Genomic DNA, 14,889 nt, shown 5'->3' on the forward strand with positions numbered 1-14,889 from the left:
CTCTCAATCGGATAGGGTTGCGGTGGGGCGTTGTGCGGGTGTGCTGCGCAAGTAATGCACAAAATTTAGGCAATACGCCTTTCGTATGGGCGAAATTGAATCGCAGAGGTGGGGAACAATGACGGAATTGCTGACGGCGGCACAGATGCGGGCCATCGAACAGGCCGCCATCGAGTCGGGTGACGTGACCGGGCTAGAGCTGATGGAGCGCGCCGGGCGCGGCGTGATCGAGGCAGTGTTCGAGGAATGGCCCGATCTGGCCAATGCCCCGCACAAGGCAGTGGTTCTGTGCGGCCCCGGCAACAATGGTGGTGATGGCTTTGTGGTGGCGCGGCTGCTGAAAGACTGGGGCTGGACGGTGCAGGTGTTCCTTTATGGAGACCCCGCCAAGCTGCCGCCGGACGCCAAGGTGAATTACGACTGGTGGTGCGCGATTGGGCAGGTTGGGGCGATCGAAGCCGCGCCCCGGTTCGCGCATGAGGCGGATCTATTCGTTGATGCGTTGTTTGGCACAGGGTTGGCGCGACCCTTGGAGGGGGCGGCGTTGACATGGGCCACGGACCGAGAGGCGGACCCGGACGCCCAAGGCAAGACCGTGGCCGTGGATATGCCCTCGGGGCTATGTAGTGATAGTGGGCGTGAATTGGGGCACAATGGCGCAACGGTTCTGGCATCTCTCACGGTATCATTTCACGCGGCAAAACTTGGCCACTACCTGCAATGCGGGACTTTCAAATGCGGACGCACTGTCGTTGCGGATATTGGTTTGCGTCCCGACACGCAGCGCGACAAGGTACGTGTTGTCGAGGCGTCGCATGCAAAATTTTCCTATAAAGTGGATGGTGCGCACAAATACACCCACGGCCATGCGTTGGTTCTGACAGGCGGGGCAGGGCGCACCGGTGCGGCGCGATTGGCGGCACGGGGGGCGCTCAGGATCGGCGCAGGGTTGGTGACGCTCGGCGCGCCGGGATCGGCGCAGATGGAAGTGGCCTGCCAGATCACCGCGCTGATGCTGCGACGGGTAGATGACAGCGCGGCGTTAGCTGAGGGGTTGGCCGACACGCGGATCAATGCGCTGTGTCTGGGGCCGGGGCTGGGGATTGAACGGGCGCGCGACCTTGTGCCAGTGGCGGTGCGTGCCGAGCACGCACCCTACGTGGTTTTGGATGCCGACGCGCTGACAGCCTTTGCCGACGCGCCCGAGGCGCTGTTTGGCATGTTGCATGACCGCTGTGTGCTGACGCCCCATGGCGGCGAGTTCGCGCGGCTGTTTCCCGACATTGCCGAAAAGCTGAACGCTGTGCCCAGCAAAGGCCCGGCCTATTCCAAGGTGGATGCGACGCGCGACGCGGCCAAGCGGGCAGGTTGTGTGGTGCTGTTCAAGGGGCCCGATACGGTGATCGCCGCGCCGGATGGGAAATGCGCGGTCCATGCGGCGACAGGTGATCGGGCCGCGCCTTGGCTGGCGACGGCGGGGGCGGGGGATGTTCTGGCCGGGTTTATCACCGGCCTGCTGGCGCGAGGATTTGACCCGATGCAGGCGGCCGAGGCGGCGGCATGGCTGCATGTGGAGTGTGCGCGATCCTTTGGCCCCGGCCTGATTGCCGAGGATCTGCCCGAGGAACTGCCCAAAGTCTTTCGCAGGCTAGGTCTGGGGTAAGGGCCAAGGGCCGCCTGGCATGGGGATGCCAAGCAACGCTTTGAAATATCGGTGTGCAATTCTGCGTGGTCAGGCGGCTGTGGCCTGCGCGGATTGCACGGTGTGGCAGGCCACTTCCAAGCCGTCCACATACAGAACATGCGCGCGATCAAACTCAAGCTCGATCACGGTCATCTCGGTGGAGGCTTCGCGGCGAATGAACTCACCATCAATCAGGCGTTCTGTAGCGACCAGCGCCTGACGACTGCCAAACAGCGCCTCGGCGCGCCAATCGCGGATCAAGACCGGCTGGCCTGCGGGCAAGACAGTATCGCAATCGGGACGTTTGTCGCCAAGCGATCCGGCCTGAATGACAACCGTGTCACAGGTGATTTTGCGGCGGCGCACAGTGCGCACCACTGCGGTGCCGCTGTCGCGGGTGATCACTCGATCCCCGGCTGTTACGTCAGCCACGGGTTTTTCACCGTCCAGCGTCAGGATAATGGACTGGGCCAGCAGCCCGGTAGATTCAATGGGGGCATGTTCGGCATTACCGCCGACTGTGCGCCCGACCGTTTTCGGTTTCATGGCGTTGCTCGCTTTATGACTGCCTCAGTTTTCTGCTATAATATGGCAAGATTGCGTTAATGTCGCGCTTTTTTTGCGCAGGCTTCTGCGCTTTTTGAGGTGTATTTTCCGCTCGCATCCGTTTTCGGGCTTTGCTAAGACGCAGCTCAGATGCGGGTGTGGCGGAATTGGTAGACGCACCAGATTTAGGTTCTGGCGCCTTTGGCGTGGGGGTTCGAGTCCCTTCACCCGCACCATGTTAGCTTGCCTACCGCCTTGGGCTACTTGAGGCGGGTTAGATGGCCTACCGCCTTTGGTTGCTTGAGGCGGGTTAGATGGCCTACCGCCTTTGGCTGCTTGAGGCCGGTTAGATTGCCTACCGCCTTTGGCGACTTGAGGCCGGGCGCAGCTTCCTCACCGTCGGCTGTGATTTTTCATAAATTGACAAGCGGTGGGCGTCTCTCGCGCGTGTTCGGATCGCGCGCCACAGCCATAGATTGCAACCTTGCGATGCGGGGCCTAGGCTTGCGCCATGGGCACGGGCAAGGGGTGACATGGGGATGCGTAAACCGCTGAAAAATCCAGAGCTGCCGCCGGGGGCGATTGTCGAGACCTATGAGGACGGCGGCGCGCTGCGCAATGACGGGGTGACGCTGACCCCGGCCAGTAAGAACCCGTGGTATGTGCTGGCGACGGTGGCGGGGGAGCAGGATGGGGCCTCTATTGCCGATATTGACCATGACCTGCATGCCAACAACCGGCGGTTCTGGAATGGGTGGATGTGTCAGGGAATGGAGGAAGGTGAGCGCGCCGCTTTGGCGGAGACACTGGGCCTTTCGGAAAAGGCACTTGCGCCGTTGAGCGCGGAAGAGATGAAGGCGGTCAAGGCGCGGTTCAAAAAGGCGTTCCCGCAGAGTGCGCCAGAAAAGATGATCCCGGCAGTCAATGAAATGGCGGACTTTCGCCTTGTTTACTTTCTAAATACTTGTGTGCTCGCGAAGTGTTATTTCGCCCGGCGTGCCTTATTTCACCAGGCAAATTTTATTCGAGGTGCCGATTTTCACGGGGCGCATTTTCTCTTGGGTGGTTCTTTCTCAGGAGCCTATTTCACTGGGTTCACCTCTTTCTCAAAAGCGCGTTTTACCGGACGTGCTGGTTTCCAAGAAACGTATTTCGCCGAGTTTGCCTGGTTCACGGAAGTGCAATTTAATGCAATTGCGGAATTCCAAAGGTCACGTTTCATCGGGCTTGTCTATTTCAAAGAAACACGATTCGAACGAGGCGCAGATTTCTCGGATGGCAGCTTTAAAACCCGAACGTTGTTTGAGAAGGCTGAGTTCAAAGGCACGGTGCCAGAATTCTTTCATCGCGAAATGCACCAAAACACCAATTTTACCGATGATCCAAAGCTCTGGCCGAATGTGACGGCGGAGAACGCGAAGCAGGGCAAGCGCGCCTATACCCGGCTTAGGCAGGTGGCAGCGGAGATTTATGATCCGGACCTTGAGCATTTCTTCCTGCGGCAGGAGATGAAGTGCAAAGAGGCGCTCGCGGGGAGGTTTGAAAAGGGGTTGTTCGTTCTATATCGCAAATTCGCCGATAGTGGGATTTCGGTGGCGCGGCCGGCGGCTGCCTTGGCCGTGCTGTGGGCGCTTGGGGCGGCGATGTTTGCGGGGTATTTTCTGGCCCCGATGGGCCATGATGTGCCCGATACTGTCGCGGCGTCGCCCGGATGGTCGGGGATTGGCCTGTCATTTGCGAATGTCTTGGCCTTTCTTGGGCTGTCGCGCGCGTTTTTCACGGAGGTCTTGGCGGCTTTGCCGATTTCTCTGAAATATTTTGCGGGATTGCAGACAATTTTTGGGGCGGTGTTTTTCTTTCTATTGGCTTTGGGCCTGCGCAATCGGTTTCGGTTGAAGTGAGGGGCGCGGAATCGAGGCGCGGAGCGCCGCCGCGCCATCGGTGGGCCGCGCCCGACCGGCCCGGCGATTGAGCCGGTGTTGGTGCGCCGTCTGAACGTCGCGCGCCAGTTTTTGGATAAATCGCTATAGCCCATAGGTTAGGTCGCCGTGCCGCGGCCCGCCGATGGAGCGGCTTTGTGCCTTGCCCCAAGACTCTGCTTGCGCCTTTGTCGTGTGATCCCTAGAACGAGCCCTGATTTTGACCGCCGCGGACGCCTCCGCGGCCCGATGCTATGGATGAGGACGACTATGCAGGTCACCGAGACCCTGAACGAAGGGCTAAAACGCGCCTACACGATGATTTTGACCGCCCAGGAACTGGACGACAAGGTCACTGAAAAACTCAAAGAGGCCCAGCCCGAGGTTGAGCTGAAGGGCTTTCGCAAGGGCAAGGTGCCCCTGCCACTGCTGAAAAAGCAATTTGGCCAGCGTGTGCTGGGCGAAGCCATGCAAGAGGCCGTGGATGGCGCCATGGCCCAGCATTTCGAAGACAAGGGCGAGCGCCCCGCCGCGGAACCCGCCGTCAAGATGGTCAATGAAGACTGGAAAGAGGGCGACGATGTCGAGATCGAGATGTCGTATGAGGCTCTGCCCGATATTCCCGAGGTGGACCTGAGCCAGATCAAGGCGGAACGTCTGGTCGCCAAGGCCGATGACGAAGCCGTTGACGAAGCGCTGGCCAATCTGGCCGAGAGCGCGCAGGACTTCAAAGACCGCAAGAAAGGCAGCAAGTCGAAAGATGGCGATCAGGTCGTGATCGACTTTGTCGGCAAGGTTGACGGCGAGCCATTCGAAGGCGGCTCGGCGGAAGATTACCCGCTGACCTTGGGCTCGAACAGCTTTATTCCCGGCTTCGAAGAACAGCTGGTTGGTGTGAAAGCGGGCGACGAAAAAGACGTGACCGTCACGTTCCCCGAAGAATATCAGGCCGAACATCTGGCGGGCAAAGAAGCTGTCTTTGAATGCAAGATCAAGGAAGTCAAAGAGCCGGTCGCCGCCGAGGTCAATGACGAGTTGGCCACTAAATACGGCGCCGAAAGCCTTGACGATCTGAAAGCCCAGATCAAAGAGCGGCTGGAAGCTGAATATGCCGGGGCCGCGCGCGCTGTGCTGAAGCGCAATGTGCTGGATGAGATGGACAAGCTGGTCAGCTTTGATCTGCCCCCCAGCATGGTCGAGGCCGAGGCCAAGCAGATCGCGCATCAGCTGTGGCACGAGGAAAACCCCGAGGTCGAGGGGCATGACCACCCCGAGATCGAAGCGACCGACGAGCACAAGACACTGGCCGAGCGCCGGGTGCGTCTGGGCCTGTTGCTGGCCGAGCTGGGCCAGAAAGCCGAAGTGGAAGTGTCGGATGCCGAGATGACCCAAGCGGTCATGCAGCAGGCGCGCCAGTATCCCGGTCAGGAACGCCAGTTCTTTGAGTTCGTGCAGAACAACCCGCAGATGCGCCAACAGCTGCGCGCGCCGATCTTTGAAGAAAAGGTCATCGACCATGTGGTCGAACAGGCGCAGATCAGCGACAAGGACGTGTCAAAGGCCGATCTGGAAAAAGCTGTCGAAGCGCTGGACGACGAATAAAGACTGCGCAGCGGGGCCATCTGGCCCTGTGTTGGTCAATGCTCAAAAAGGCCGCCCCGGGGACTGGGGCGGCCTGTTTCGTTCTGGCATGGCAGACGGGCAGGGGAGATAATCTGCACCGCCTGCGCATGATCTGCAGAGGCCTATCTGGGGTGGGTCTCTGGCCTTGCAGGTCCGCTTGAACGAAACATCTGGGTGATCTTGTCTTGCAGGGCCAAGGCGGCTTGACGCTCGTCCTCGGTTTCGGCGGCTGCGATCTGATCATGGCAATAGGCCCGCAATTCAGGGGCAACCGCGATGTTGGCCTTGCGTGCCTCAAGTGCATCCACGACCGCGTCTTCATCAGCAAACACGTCACCTGTGATCCCGGCGAAGTCACGTACGTTTTGAATTCGCTAGTCTGTACAATCGTTCAAAGCGGCCATGGCACGGGTTTTCCCCATTTGCACGGTTTTACCGATGTAGTCATAAGGCGCATTGTTCGAGCGTTTCAAAACCCGGTTCATCAGCGGGTCGATCACGCTGATGACATCCGATATGCCCGAGTCGCGACCATACTCAAGGATCCCGACCATCAATTCGCAGGTTGCGGTTGAGACGGTTTGAGACACTTCGGGACGCTTGAGCCGTTCAGTGTCCACGCAAAACCGGGTATTTTCCCAAACGGTGGCACTGCGCAGCGGCGGTTCACCGCACAAAATGTCCTGAAACACATCGGCCAGCATATGTGGCCCCGTCGTTTGAAGCATCCGGTTACAGCCGATGACATTGTAATCATCGTCAAGCGCGATCAGGTAGGCTGGATCGAGATCATCGAACAAATCGGATTCGCGACCGTTTTGAACGGTGACATCCCATCCAAGCCGGTCCCGGAACACCCGCGCGCGCAATTGGTACATATCGTCGATGATCGATCCGAAACGGTGACGGTTCAATGCGTCAATAACAAGGATCATGGTTTCACTTCCCCCAAAATAAGTGATGATGGGGAAAGCTTAGCGAGAGTTCAAAATTAGGATATTGGGGAAATCCCGTAGTGCGGCCGCGTCACAAACACGGCGGCAGCATTATGGGGGGACGTGCTGTGACGTGCACAGCGACGGCATAGGGCACAGCAATTAGCCGGGATGAACGATGCCAAGGCTGACCGCGCGGCCCACCGCCTGTGGGGTTGATATGGTGCATAGTTTCTCGCGAACTGAGCGCAGGTGCACCTCGACCGTGCGGGACGAGATCGACAGGATATCGCCAACGTCCTGCTGCGACTTGCCAGCGGCAACCCATTGCAGGATTTCGATTTCCCGCAGCGATAGACGGGGCTTGCGCAAGGCCTTCATCAAGGGTTCCGAGTTCATCACGGTGTCGTGTAAATGCACCGCGTTGGTCAGCAGGTCGCCCATGATGTGGCGTTTCAGTTTGCGCCATTCCGGCACGCTTATCGACGTGCAGATGCACAACAAGCCGGTTTCACCCAAAGGCCCCCGCACGGGCACGGTCAGGCCGGTATCCGGCATGCCGAAGTCATGCGCTTCGGAAAACACGGATTGAAAGCTTTCCGTTCTTTCAAGGCGGCTCCAATCAACCGGGGCGACGGAGCGGGCGGCGGCGTTCAGCGTGGGATCCAGATTGTGCAGCCCGCGTTCCATGTAGTGGTTCTTCCACCTGTCGGGGTAGGTGGTGAAGGCGTGCAGTGTCCCGGTTACGGGATTGGCTGCGGCATATGTGGCATGCTCGACGCCAGCCCCATCGCAAAGTTGCCTTAGATGCGCGACATAGTCGCGCTGGCCTTCCGGTGTTTCCGCGAGATCAATCAAATCCATGCGTTTGTTCATATCGCTAAAGGGACGCGTTGTGCCCCTCTCCCCACGTTCTACGATACTGCAGGGGCACTCTGCCGTAAGCCAAGATCCTGCCGGTAGGCAGGCCAAGCTGTGCAGAGCCACCCAGTTCAACGAAACCTTCCGAACCGATGGCACCCCCATGCCATATGTTAATCACAAGGCCACTTTTGTGCAGTGATCCACGTCAAGTGTGGATTCCACGTTAGGTGGCTTACGAAAACACAACCAGTCGTACTCGTTACTCAGTAGGTGAGCGGCATAACCAACCCTATGGCGCAGCACAGACTATGCGAAAATCTGCAATCACATGCCGTCGCGCACCGCATGAACTAATCAAAAGGACTGGTTCATAATGAAACATGATTGACGCAGAGTAAACACCAAACGCACTTCGGCCGCGCGAGGGTGCCGCGCGGCCGAAGGCTGGTTTGTCTTAAGAAGGCGTCGCTTTATGCGTTGTCTTCATCCGAAGCCCGGTCTTCTGGCAGGGCCTCGTCAACGGTGTCGGCCAAGTCGTCATCATCGGCGGCGGCGCTGCCAATGTCTTCGAACAACTCGGCGATCTCATAATCAGCGGCGGCCTCTTCTTCGGCGGCCGCGTCCTGAATGGATTTGCCCGATTTCTGCAATTCAGCTTCTTCGGGGGACCGGGCAACGTTAAGCTGCATGGTGACTTCGACCTCGGGGTGCAGATGCACTTCGACGTCATGCAGGCCCAAAGTTTTGATCGGTTGACGGATCAAAACCTGCTTGCGGTCGATCGTGAAGCCCTCTTCGGTGGCGACAGCGGCGGCGTCACGGGTTGAAACTGACCCATAGAGGCTACCACCATCAGATGCCTGACGAATCACGATGAACTGCTGGCCGTCCAGTTTTTCGGCCAGTTTTTCGGCTTCTTTGCGGGTTTCCAGGTTGCTGGCTTCCAGCTGCGCCTTTTGGGCTTCGAAGCCTTTGATGTTGGCGTCAGACGCCGACAGGGCTTTGCCTTGGGGCAGCAGGTAGTTGCGAGCGAAACCGGGTTTGACGTCGACGACTTCGCCCATCTGGCCCAGTTTGGCCACGCGTTCGAGAAGGATAACTTGCATGATGCTCTCTCCTTACTTCACGGCGTAGGGCAGCAGGGCCAGGAACCGTGCGCGTTTGATGGCGCGGGACAGTTCACGCTGCTTCTTGGCCGAGACGGCGGTGATGCGCGACGGCACGATCTTGCCACGCTCGGAAATGTAGCGCTGCAGCAGTTTCGTGTCTTTATAGTCGATCGCAGGTGCATTGTCGCCCGAGAAGGGGCAGACCTTGCGGCGGCGGAAAAACGGTTTTGCGGCCATGGTTTAGTGTCCTTTCGTCAGGCGAATATCAACGGCGCTCGCGACGGGTGTCGCGTTCTTCGCGCTTCTGCATCTGGACCGAGGGGCCCTCGGCATGCTCGTCGACCTTGATGGTCATAACGCGCATTACGTCGTCATGCAGACGCATCAGGCGTTCCATTTCCTGCACGGCCGGCGCGGGTGCGTCGGTTTTCAGGAACGAGTAGTGGCCCTTGCGGTTCTTGTTGATCTTGTAGGCCATCGTTTTGACGCCCCAGTATTCGCTGTCCACGACGCTACCGCCGTTGTCGGACAGAACCGTACCGAAATGTTCGATGAGGCCTTCAGCCTGCGCGTTGGACAAATCCTGACGCGCGATAAAAACATGCTCATACAGCGGCATGTGATCTCCATTTCTATCAAGGCGCATTTCATAGGTGGGCCAACTGTCCTTCCGCGGCCCCACCACGAGAGTCTGCGCGGGTCAAACGTCGTGCGGAAGGTTCGGGGCGTATACGACGCTTTGATCAATGGCGCAAGGGCCGTGCGTCAGCATGGTCAGGCGGGCTGGCGTTTGTTTCTTCAATTGCCAGAAAACGTCCGCACCGCGCCAAATTCGCGCCGTAATTGCCACATTAACTGACCCGCGTTGCATCAATAGAACGAGGCCTGCCATGGTTGCCCTGCCGGATATCGCCGATCTGCAAAACTCAACTGCTGTCGAGCGTCAGGCGCGCCGGGCGCTGCGGGGTCAGGCAACCACGAAACGGGCTGTATACATGGCCGTTGGATCGGCCTGTTTGATGGCTGCCGTCGGTGTCTGGGGCTTTCAGCCCGGCGCGGGCGATGCCGCCATGCAGTTGATCAAACTGCTGGTCTCGGCGGTTTTGTTGATCACCGGCATGATTTTCGTCTCGGGCTTGCGTGACCGGGCCGGCCCGCCCGAGCTGCATGTCGATCCGCTTAACCGGCAGGTGCGCGTGGTGGAGTTCGATGGCGCGGGCCGGGCACGGATTGCCGCGGCGCATGACTTTGATGGGCTGTCGGACCTAGATTTGCAGGGTGGGGTGCTGACGGCGCATGACCGCAAGGGCAAAAAGTTGTTTGATGTGCGGGTCAACAACCCCGATGTGGTAGAGGCCCTGCGCGCCGCGCTGTGACCTTCGGGCCGCCTTTTGCGCACAGAAGGACAGGCGGCTGTTCGCTTATTCACACCATTTGTTGAATTTAACAGGATTGCACCGGGGCCAAGCCCTGCGGTTAAGTAGGGTTACGAAACACTTTGAACTCTTGAGGGAGAAACGCAATGAACAAGATGCTTTTGGCCGCCGCACTGGCATTCGGAGCCACCGGCGCGCTCGCCGCCCCCGAAAAATATACGCTCGATCCCAGCCACAGTCAGATCGTGTTTTCATATAACCACCTTGGCTATTCGACCACCTACGGCATGTTTTCGGGCTTTGAGGGTGACATCATGTTCGACGAGGAAGACCCCGCCGCGTCGTCGGTGAACGTGTCGATGCCCGTGATGTCGATGCTGACCGGATGGGAAAAGCGGTTCGAGCACTTCATGTCGGGTGACTTTTTCGACGCGTCAGAAGACGACATGGTCAGCTTCACGTCGACCGGGATCAACGTCACCGGCGACACCACCGCCGAAATCACCGGCGACCTTACCGTGAATGGCGTGACCAAATCGGTCGTGCTGGACGCTGCGATGAACAAAATGGCCGGTCACCCGATGAAAGACGGTCAGCCATGGGTCGGCTTTGACGCCACCACAACGCTGATGCGCAGCGATTTTGGCTTGGGTAAATTTGCACCGGCGGTTGGAGACGAGGTTGACGTGACGATCTCGATCGAGGCTGGTAAAGCCGAATAAACCGCAGACCTGTTATTGAACATTAAAGGGCCAGTCATCTGCGACTGGCCCTTTTTTGTGTGTGGTGAAAGGCCACGTATGACCCCGAACGCAATATGGGTCTACACAGGCTCATACCCTCGCAAGACTCTGCGGGTCCGGTTTCATCGGTCTAGAGGCCGCCGGTGCGCGGCTTTGTTACCGCTCAACTTGGCCGGGGCAATGGCGGTTTTATCGGCCCCGGCGCAGACATTGGAATGCGAATCTCCTGCGCGGAATCAAGGCGCTTAGCGCCGCCGCGCATCGCCGACGCGCCCCCACGCGGCGGCGATTTGGTGACGCTGGGCGCATCGCCATGATGTCTTTCGGATTTGGCTGACATCAAGTGCGCCGCTCCATCGTAGCGTCGCCACCGCGCGCGTCGGCGATGCGCGGCTTGATCCGGCGTCTGCTCCATCCTGCAAAAGGTCAACCACGGTGCCACTTTGCAAGCCCCGCTCCCTGCGCCTTGCCGCCATTTGTAATTGGCACAGCACCCACCACTCTGCGCTCGCAGTGGGCACTCTCTTGTGACGCTCGCGATCCTCAACATATCCGGTCGGGGTTTGCGTCTGCGACTGGCCCTTTCGTGTCGTCAAGTTACGGCCTGTCAGCCCCGCGCCGCCGTCAAGTTGAACTGGATATCCACCGTGGCCCCCAATGAATCCGTGCCTTCTGACCCGATGCCAAAGGTGCGCCGATCCACGCTGAGCCCGCCCTGCGCCTGTGCCGTGTCACCGTCAATCTCTAGCTCGAACGGCATCTCGACCGGCACGGATTCGTCCCGAATCGTCAGATCTCCGCGTGCCACATGGCCTTGCTCGCTGCTGAGCAGGTCTGCGGTAAAGCGTGCTGTGGGGAAATTCTCGACATTGAAATACTCGGCCCCCATGGCCTGATCGGTGACCGATCCCAAGGTCAGCGACCCGATCGAGATGGTCACCGTGACCTCACCATGTTTGCCAGTGGCGTCGGGCGTTTGCGCATATGCGATGTCGGCGGTCCAGTCGGCAAAGCTGCCGGTCACCTCGGACCCCATCTGCAAAACCGTAATTTCAAGCGCGCCCTCCTGCACCTGCCATTCGCCTTGCGCGGCCTCAAGGGATTGTGGCGCTGTGCTGGCCCGCTCGGATGCGTCACCACTCACCGATAGCCAGCCAAGCGCGCCCGCGCCGCCAAGCACCACCGCCCAGACCGTCAGGGCGGTCAGGGCGGGCAGAACATGGCCCGGTTGCTTTTGCGTCGGTTGGCCGGGGGTGTGGCCGGGCAGCATACGGCGCAGGGTGGCGTCGCGGTCGATCACATGGTGTTTCAACGCGCCCGCCACATGCAGACCAATGGCCCCGATCAGCACCCATTGCAGGATATAGTGCAGGCTGGCCGACAGATCGGCCCACTGCGGATCTTGGGGAACGAAGGGCAGGGCTTGCCCGAAGGGCCACCAGATCGGCGCAAATCCGGTGGTGGACGCGTGATGCACCCAGCCGGTCAACTGCACCGCGATCAATGACCCGTAGAGCAGCCAATGCACGGTTTCGGCCAGCCATGCCTCGGGCCCGCGATCTCCGTTCAGCAGCCCCGGCTTGGTTTGGCGCAAGGCCCATAGGATACGGGCAAGCGCCACGAAAAAAAGTGTCACGCCGATGGTCTTGTGTGTCGAGAACAGCGTTGCCGCCCATTTCAAAGTGGCATCGGACGTGGCGATATCAGGGTTGCGCACCTGATGGGCCAGATCGTTGGCGATAACCCCAAGCGGAATCGTTGCGAAAATCAGCAGCGCGGTCAGCCAGTGAAAGGTCTTGGTGACGCTGCCGTAGGTGGTGCGGGTATTGCTGGCGGGCATGGTCTGCTCCTGATTGGTGACTTGGGCTAAGTTTAGACTTTTGTGCAGGCTGAACAATTGCAGGTCATGCACAACGCTCGTGCATTGATGCCGGGGCCGGGGTTGGCCGTTGCCTCAGCGGGCAAGGCGCGGTATCGGGGGATTACCGCATCAGAGAGGCAAGAGACAGACATGACCCGAGCATTCGTTTTCCCCGGACAGGGCGCGCAAACCATCGGTATGGGCCGGGCCTTGGCCGAGGCATATCCAGCGGCGCAGGCCGTGTTCGATGAGGTGGACGCGGCCTTGGGCGAAAAGTTGAGCGCCCTGATCTGGGAGGGGGAACAAGACGCGCTGACCCTGACCCATAACGCGCAGCCCGCGCTGATGGCCACGTCGCTGGCCGCGATGCGCGCGCTTGAGGCCGAAGGCGTCGGGATCGAGGCCGCGTCGATGGCGGCGGGCCATTCCTTGGGTGAGTATTCGGCCCTTGCGGCCGCAGGCGCGTTGAGTGTCAGCGATTGCGCGCAGCTTTTGCGCACGCGCGGCGCGGCGATGCAAAAGGCCGTGCCGGTGGGCGAGGGGGCAATGGCCGCCATTCTGGGCCTTGATCTGGACGCCGTGCGCGCGGTGGCCGAGGCCGCAGCGCAGGGTGAGATCTGTCAGGCTGCCAATGACAATGATCCCGCGCAGGTCGTGGTTTCGGGCCACAAGGCCGCCGTCGAACGCGCGGTCGAGATCGCCAAGGAAAAAGGCGCCAAGCGCGCGATGCTGCTGCCGGTCAGCGCGCCTTTTCATTGTGCCCTGATGCAGCCCGCCGCCGATGCGATGGCCGAAGCCCTGAGCGCCGTCACCATCAACGCCCCGAAGGTGCCCGTGGTGGCCAATGTGCGGGCCGAGGCGGTGAGTGACCCGGATGAAATTCGTGCCTTGTTGGTCGAGCAGGTCACCGGTGCGGTCCGGTGGCGCGAGGGCGTGCAGTATATGGCCGCGCAAGGCGTGACCGAGATTTGGGAAATCGGCGCGGGCAAAGCGCTAAGCGGCATGATCCGCCGGATCGAGCGCAGCATTGACACCCGTGCTGTCGGCAACCCTGATGATGTCAAAGCCGCTGCCGAAGCGATGACCGCATAAGCCTGGGCCACACACCATTTGAAGTTTCGTGCCGCGTGTCATGCAACACACCGGGCACCAGAGTAAAAGGATACATATCATGTTCGATCTGACCGGAAAGACAGCCTTGATCACAGGCGCCTCGGGCGGCATTGGCGGCGGCATTGCCAAGGCGCTGCACGGCGCGGGGGCCACAGTTGGCCTAAGCGGCACGCGGGTTGAGCCGCTGGAGGCGCTGGCCAAAGAACTGGGCGAGCGGGCGCATATTCTGCCCTGCAACCTTGGCGATGCCGAGGCGGTCGAGGCCCTGCCAAAGCAGGCGATCGAGGCGATGGGCGGATTGGATATACTGGTCAACAACGCCGGGATCACCCGCGATCAGATTTTCATGCGCATGTCCGACGAGGAATGGGCGCAGGTTCTGGATGTCAACCTGACCTCATCGATGCGGCTGTGTCGTGGCGTGATGCGCCCGATGATGAAGGCTCGTTGGGGGCGGATCATCAATATCAGCTCGATTGTCGGGGCCACGGGCAACCCGGGGCAGGCCAATTATGCCGCGTCCAAGGCGGGGCTTGTGGGGATGACGAAATCCATCGCCTATGAAGTGGCCAGCCGGGGCATTACCGCCAATGCGGTTGCGCCGGGCTTTATCGCCACGGCGATGACCGACAAGCTGACCGATGATCAGAAAGACAAGATCAACGCGCAGATCCCGGCGGCCCGCATGGGCACCCCCGAGGAAATCGCGGCCGCGGTTCTTTACCTTGCCAGCCCGGAAGCAGGCTATGTGACGGGCACGACCCTGCACGTGAATGGCGGCATGGCCATGATCTAAAGGCCATTGGCGTGGCAACGACAGTGGGAATCACTTGCGACCGCGCTTTGCAGGCCAGCCTTCATTGGCCCGGTCGCAAGTTGCAATATGTCAGGGCCATGCAATCCGGCCGGCGTGCGGTATTGATCCGTCGTGATGCAGAAAATGCCGGGTTTGTTTCGCAGCACCAGAGGTTTAACCGAAGGGCCGGGCTTGCAATCACCATGCAGCCGGGGTTGGGTTTTTGGGCCAAGTCACTGGCCAACAGGCTGGGCGAAAGGATTTGCCAACGCCGCGCCATGTGCTATAGGCGGCGCAGATCGTCCGGGGGATGACACCCG

Annotated in this window: 15 protein-coding genes and 1 tRNA gene; 8 read left to right on the forward strand and 8 right to left on the reverse strand. The window is 60.0% G+C overall.

Annotated elements, in window-relative coordinates; all coding sequences use genetic code 11:
- Window positions 1–118: 118 nt before the first annotated feature.
- On the forward strand, window positions 119–1,663 hold the full coding sequence (locus HAT86_RS02955) for an NAD(P)H-hydrate dehydratase (protein WP_167193238.1): 1,545 nt from the start codon (window positions 119–121) through the stop codon (window positions 1,661–1,663).
- Between the two features lie 69 nt (window positions 1,664–1,732).
- Here HAT86_RS02955 and HAT86_RS02960 read toward each other — a convergent pair whose 3' ends face one another.
- On the reverse strand, window positions 1,733–2,230 hold the full coding sequence (locus HAT86_RS02960) for a Hint domain-containing protein (protein ID WP_167193240.1): 498 nt from the start codon (window positions 2,228–2,230) through the stop codon (window positions 1,733–1,735).
- 152 nt (window positions 2,231–2,382) lie between these two features.
- Here HAT86_RS02960 and HAT86_RS02965 point away from each other — a divergent pair.
- The 3 genes from HAT86_RS02965 to tig all read left to right on the forward strand — a co-directional run bounded on the left by HAT86_RS02965 (window position 2,383) and on the right by tig (window position 5,751).
- Window positions 2,383–2,466 (forward strand) — tRNA-Leu (locus tag HAT86_RS02965).
- 303 nt (window positions 2,467–2,769) lie between these two features.
- A complete protein-coding gene (locus tag HAT86_RS02970; protein WP_167193242.1) occupies window positions 2,770–4,131 on the forward strand; it encodes a pentapeptide repeat-containing protein in 1,362 nt (453 codons plus the stop codon).
- Between the two features lie 288 nt (window positions 4,132–4,419).
- Window positions 4,420–5,751, forward strand: coding sequence for a trigger factor (gene tig, locus HAT86_RS02975; RefSeq protein WP_167193244.1), 1,332 nt, complete (start codon window positions 4,420–4,422; stop codon window positions 5,749–5,751).
- A gap of 143 nt (window positions 5,752–5,894) precedes the next feature.
- On the opposite strand, the gene HAT86_RS02980 is transcribed toward tig, so the two are convergent.
- From HAT86_RS02980 to rpsF, 6 genes are all read right to left on the reverse strand, one after another.
- Window positions 5,895–6,104, reverse strand: a complete 210-nt coding sequence (locus HAT86_RS02980) for a hypothetical protein (protein WP_167193246.1) — start codon at window positions 6,102–6,104, stop codon at window positions 5,895–5,897.
- Between the two features lie 42 nt (window positions 6,105–6,146).
- A complete protein-coding gene (locus tag HAT86_RS02985) occupies window positions 6,147–6,707 on the reverse strand; it encodes an acyl-homoserine-lactone synthase (RefSeq protein WP_167193248.1) in 561 nt (186 codons plus the stop codon).
- 162 nt (window positions 6,708–6,869) lie between these two features.
- Window positions 6,870–7,571, reverse strand: coding sequence for an autoinducer binding domain-containing protein (locus HAT86_RS02990; RefSeq protein ID WP_167193250.1), 702 nt, complete (start codon window positions 7,569–7,571; stop codon window positions 6,870–6,872).
- A gap of 470 nt (window positions 7,572–8,041) precedes the next feature.
- Complete coding sequence (rplI, locus tag HAT86_RS02995; protein ID WP_167193252.1) at window positions 8,042–8,677, reverse strand: 50S ribosomal protein L9; 636 nt, start codon at window positions 8,675–8,677, stop codon at window positions 8,042–8,044.
- Between the two features lie 12 nt (window positions 8,678–8,689).
- Window positions 8,690–8,917, reverse strand: coding sequence for a 30S ribosomal protein S18 (rpsR, locus tag HAT86_RS03000; RefSeq protein ID WP_007813591.1), 228 nt, complete (start codon window positions 8,915–8,917; stop codon window positions 8,690–8,692).
- 28 nt (window positions 8,918–8,945) lie between these two features.
- Entirely contained in the window at window positions 8,946–9,299 is a 354-nt protein-coding gene (rpsF, locus tag HAT86_RS03005; RefSeq protein WP_167193254.1) for a 30S ribosomal protein S6, read from the reverse strand.
- A 271-nt stretch (window positions 9,300–9,570) separates the two neighbouring features.
- Here rpsF and HAT86_RS03010 point away from each other — a divergent pair, with 271 nt between their 5' ends.
- Window positions 9,571–10,056 (forward strand): hypothetical protein, encoded by a 486-nt coding sequence (locus tag HAT86_RS03010; protein ID WP_167193256.1) that lies wholly within the window; start codon window positions 9,571–9,573, stop codon window positions 10,054–10,056.
- Window positions 10,057–10,202: 146 nt separating this feature from the next.
- A complete protein-coding gene (locus HAT86_RS03015) occupies window positions 10,203–10,778 on the forward strand; it encodes a YceI family protein (RefSeq protein WP_167193258.1) in 576 nt (191 codons plus the stop codon).
- A 628-nt stretch (window positions 10,779–11,406) separates the two neighbouring features.
- Here the strand turns inward: HAT86_RS03015 and HAT86_RS03020 are convergent.
- On the reverse strand, window positions 11,407–12,639 hold the full coding sequence (locus tag HAT86_RS03020; protein WP_167193260.1) for a cytochrome b/b6 domain-containing protein: 1,233 nt from the start codon (window positions 12,637–12,639) through the stop codon (window positions 11,407–11,409).
- Window positions 12,640–12,810: 171 nt separating this feature from the next.
- Between HAT86_RS03020 and fabD the strand changes: the two genes are divergently transcribed.
- Together fabD and fabG are read left to right on the forward strand one after the other, a co-directional pair.
- Window positions 12,811–13,752: an ACP S-malonyltransferase gene (gene fabD / locus HAT86_RS03025; RefSeq protein ID WP_167193262.1), complete on the forward strand. Its 942-nt coding sequence runs from the start codon at window positions 12,811–12,813 to the stop codon at window positions 13,750–13,752.
- Between the two features lie 79 nt (window positions 13,753–13,831).
- The gene (gene fabG, locus HAT86_RS03030) at window positions 13,832–14,569 is read left to right on the forward strand and encodes a 3-oxoacyl-[acyl-carrier-protein] reductase (RefSeq protein ID WP_167193264.1); all 738 of its coding nucleotides are present in this window, start codon (window positions 13,832–13,834) and stop codon (window positions 14,567–14,569) included.
- Window positions 14,570–14,889 lie beyond the last annotated feature (320 nt).

Origin of the sequence: Roseovarius gahaiensis (assembly GCF_011601345.1) — a bacterium.
Lineage (GTDB): Bacteria > Pseudomonadota > Alphaproteobacteria > Rhodobacterales > Rhodobacteraceae > Roseovarius > Roseovarius gahaiensis.

Excerpts from the sequence above, each read along its gene's own strand:
- HAT86_RS02955 (WP_167193238.1), top strand. The coding sequence starts at position 119 with ATGACGGAATTGCTGACGGCGGCACAGATGCGGGCCATCGAACAGGCC.
- HAT86_RS02960 (WP_167193240.1), bottom strand. The coding sequence starts at position 2,230 with ATGAAACCGAAAACGGTCGGGCGCACAGTCGGCGGTAATGCCGAACAT.
- HAT86_RS02970 (WP_167193242.1), top strand. The coding sequence starts at position 2,770 with ATGCGTAAACCGCTGAAAAATCCAGAGCTGCCGCCGGGGGCGATTGTC.
- tig (WP_167193244.1), top strand. The coding sequence starts at position 4,420 with ATGCAGGTCACCGAGACCCTGAACGAAGGGCTAAAACGCGCCTACACG.
- HAT86_RS02985 (WP_167193248.1), bottom strand. The coding sequence starts at position 6,707 with ATGATCCTTGTTATTGACGCATTGAACCGTCACCGTTTCGGATCGATC.
- HAT86_RS02990 (WP_167193250.1), bottom strand. The coding sequence starts at position 7,571 with ATGGATTTGATTGATCTCGCGGAAACACCGGAAGGCCAGCGCGACTAT.
- rplI (WP_167193252.1), bottom strand. The coding sequence starts at position 8,677 with ATGCAAGTTATCCTTCTCGAACGCGTGGCCAAACTGGGCCAGATGGGC.
- rpsR (WP_007813591.1), bottom strand. The coding sequence starts at position 8,917 with ATGGCCGCAAAACCGTTTTTCCGCCGCCGCAAGGTCTGCCCCTTCTCG.
- rpsF (WP_167193254.1), bottom strand. The coding sequence starts at position 9,299 with ATGCCGCTGTATGAGCATGTTTTTATCGCGCGTCAGGATTTGTCCAAC.
- HAT86_RS03010 (WP_167193256.1), top strand. The coding sequence starts at position 9,571 with ATGGTTGCCCTGCCGGATATCGCCGATCTGCAAAACTCAACTGCTGTC.
- HAT86_RS03015 (WP_167193258.1), top strand. The coding sequence starts at position 10,203 with ATGAACAAGATGCTTTTGGCCGCCGCACTGGCATTCGGAGCCACCGGC.
- HAT86_RS03020 (WP_167193260.1), bottom strand. The coding sequence starts at position 12,639 with ATGCCCGCCAGCAATACCCGCACCACCTACGGCAGCGTCACCAAGACC.
- fabD (WP_167193262.1), top strand. The coding sequence starts at position 12,811 with ATGACCCGAGCATTCGTTTTCCCCGGACAGGGCGCGCAAACCATCGGT.
- fabG (WP_167193264.1), top strand. The coding sequence starts at position 13,832 with ATGTTCGATCTGACCGGAAAGACAGCCTTGATCACAGGCGCCTCGGGC.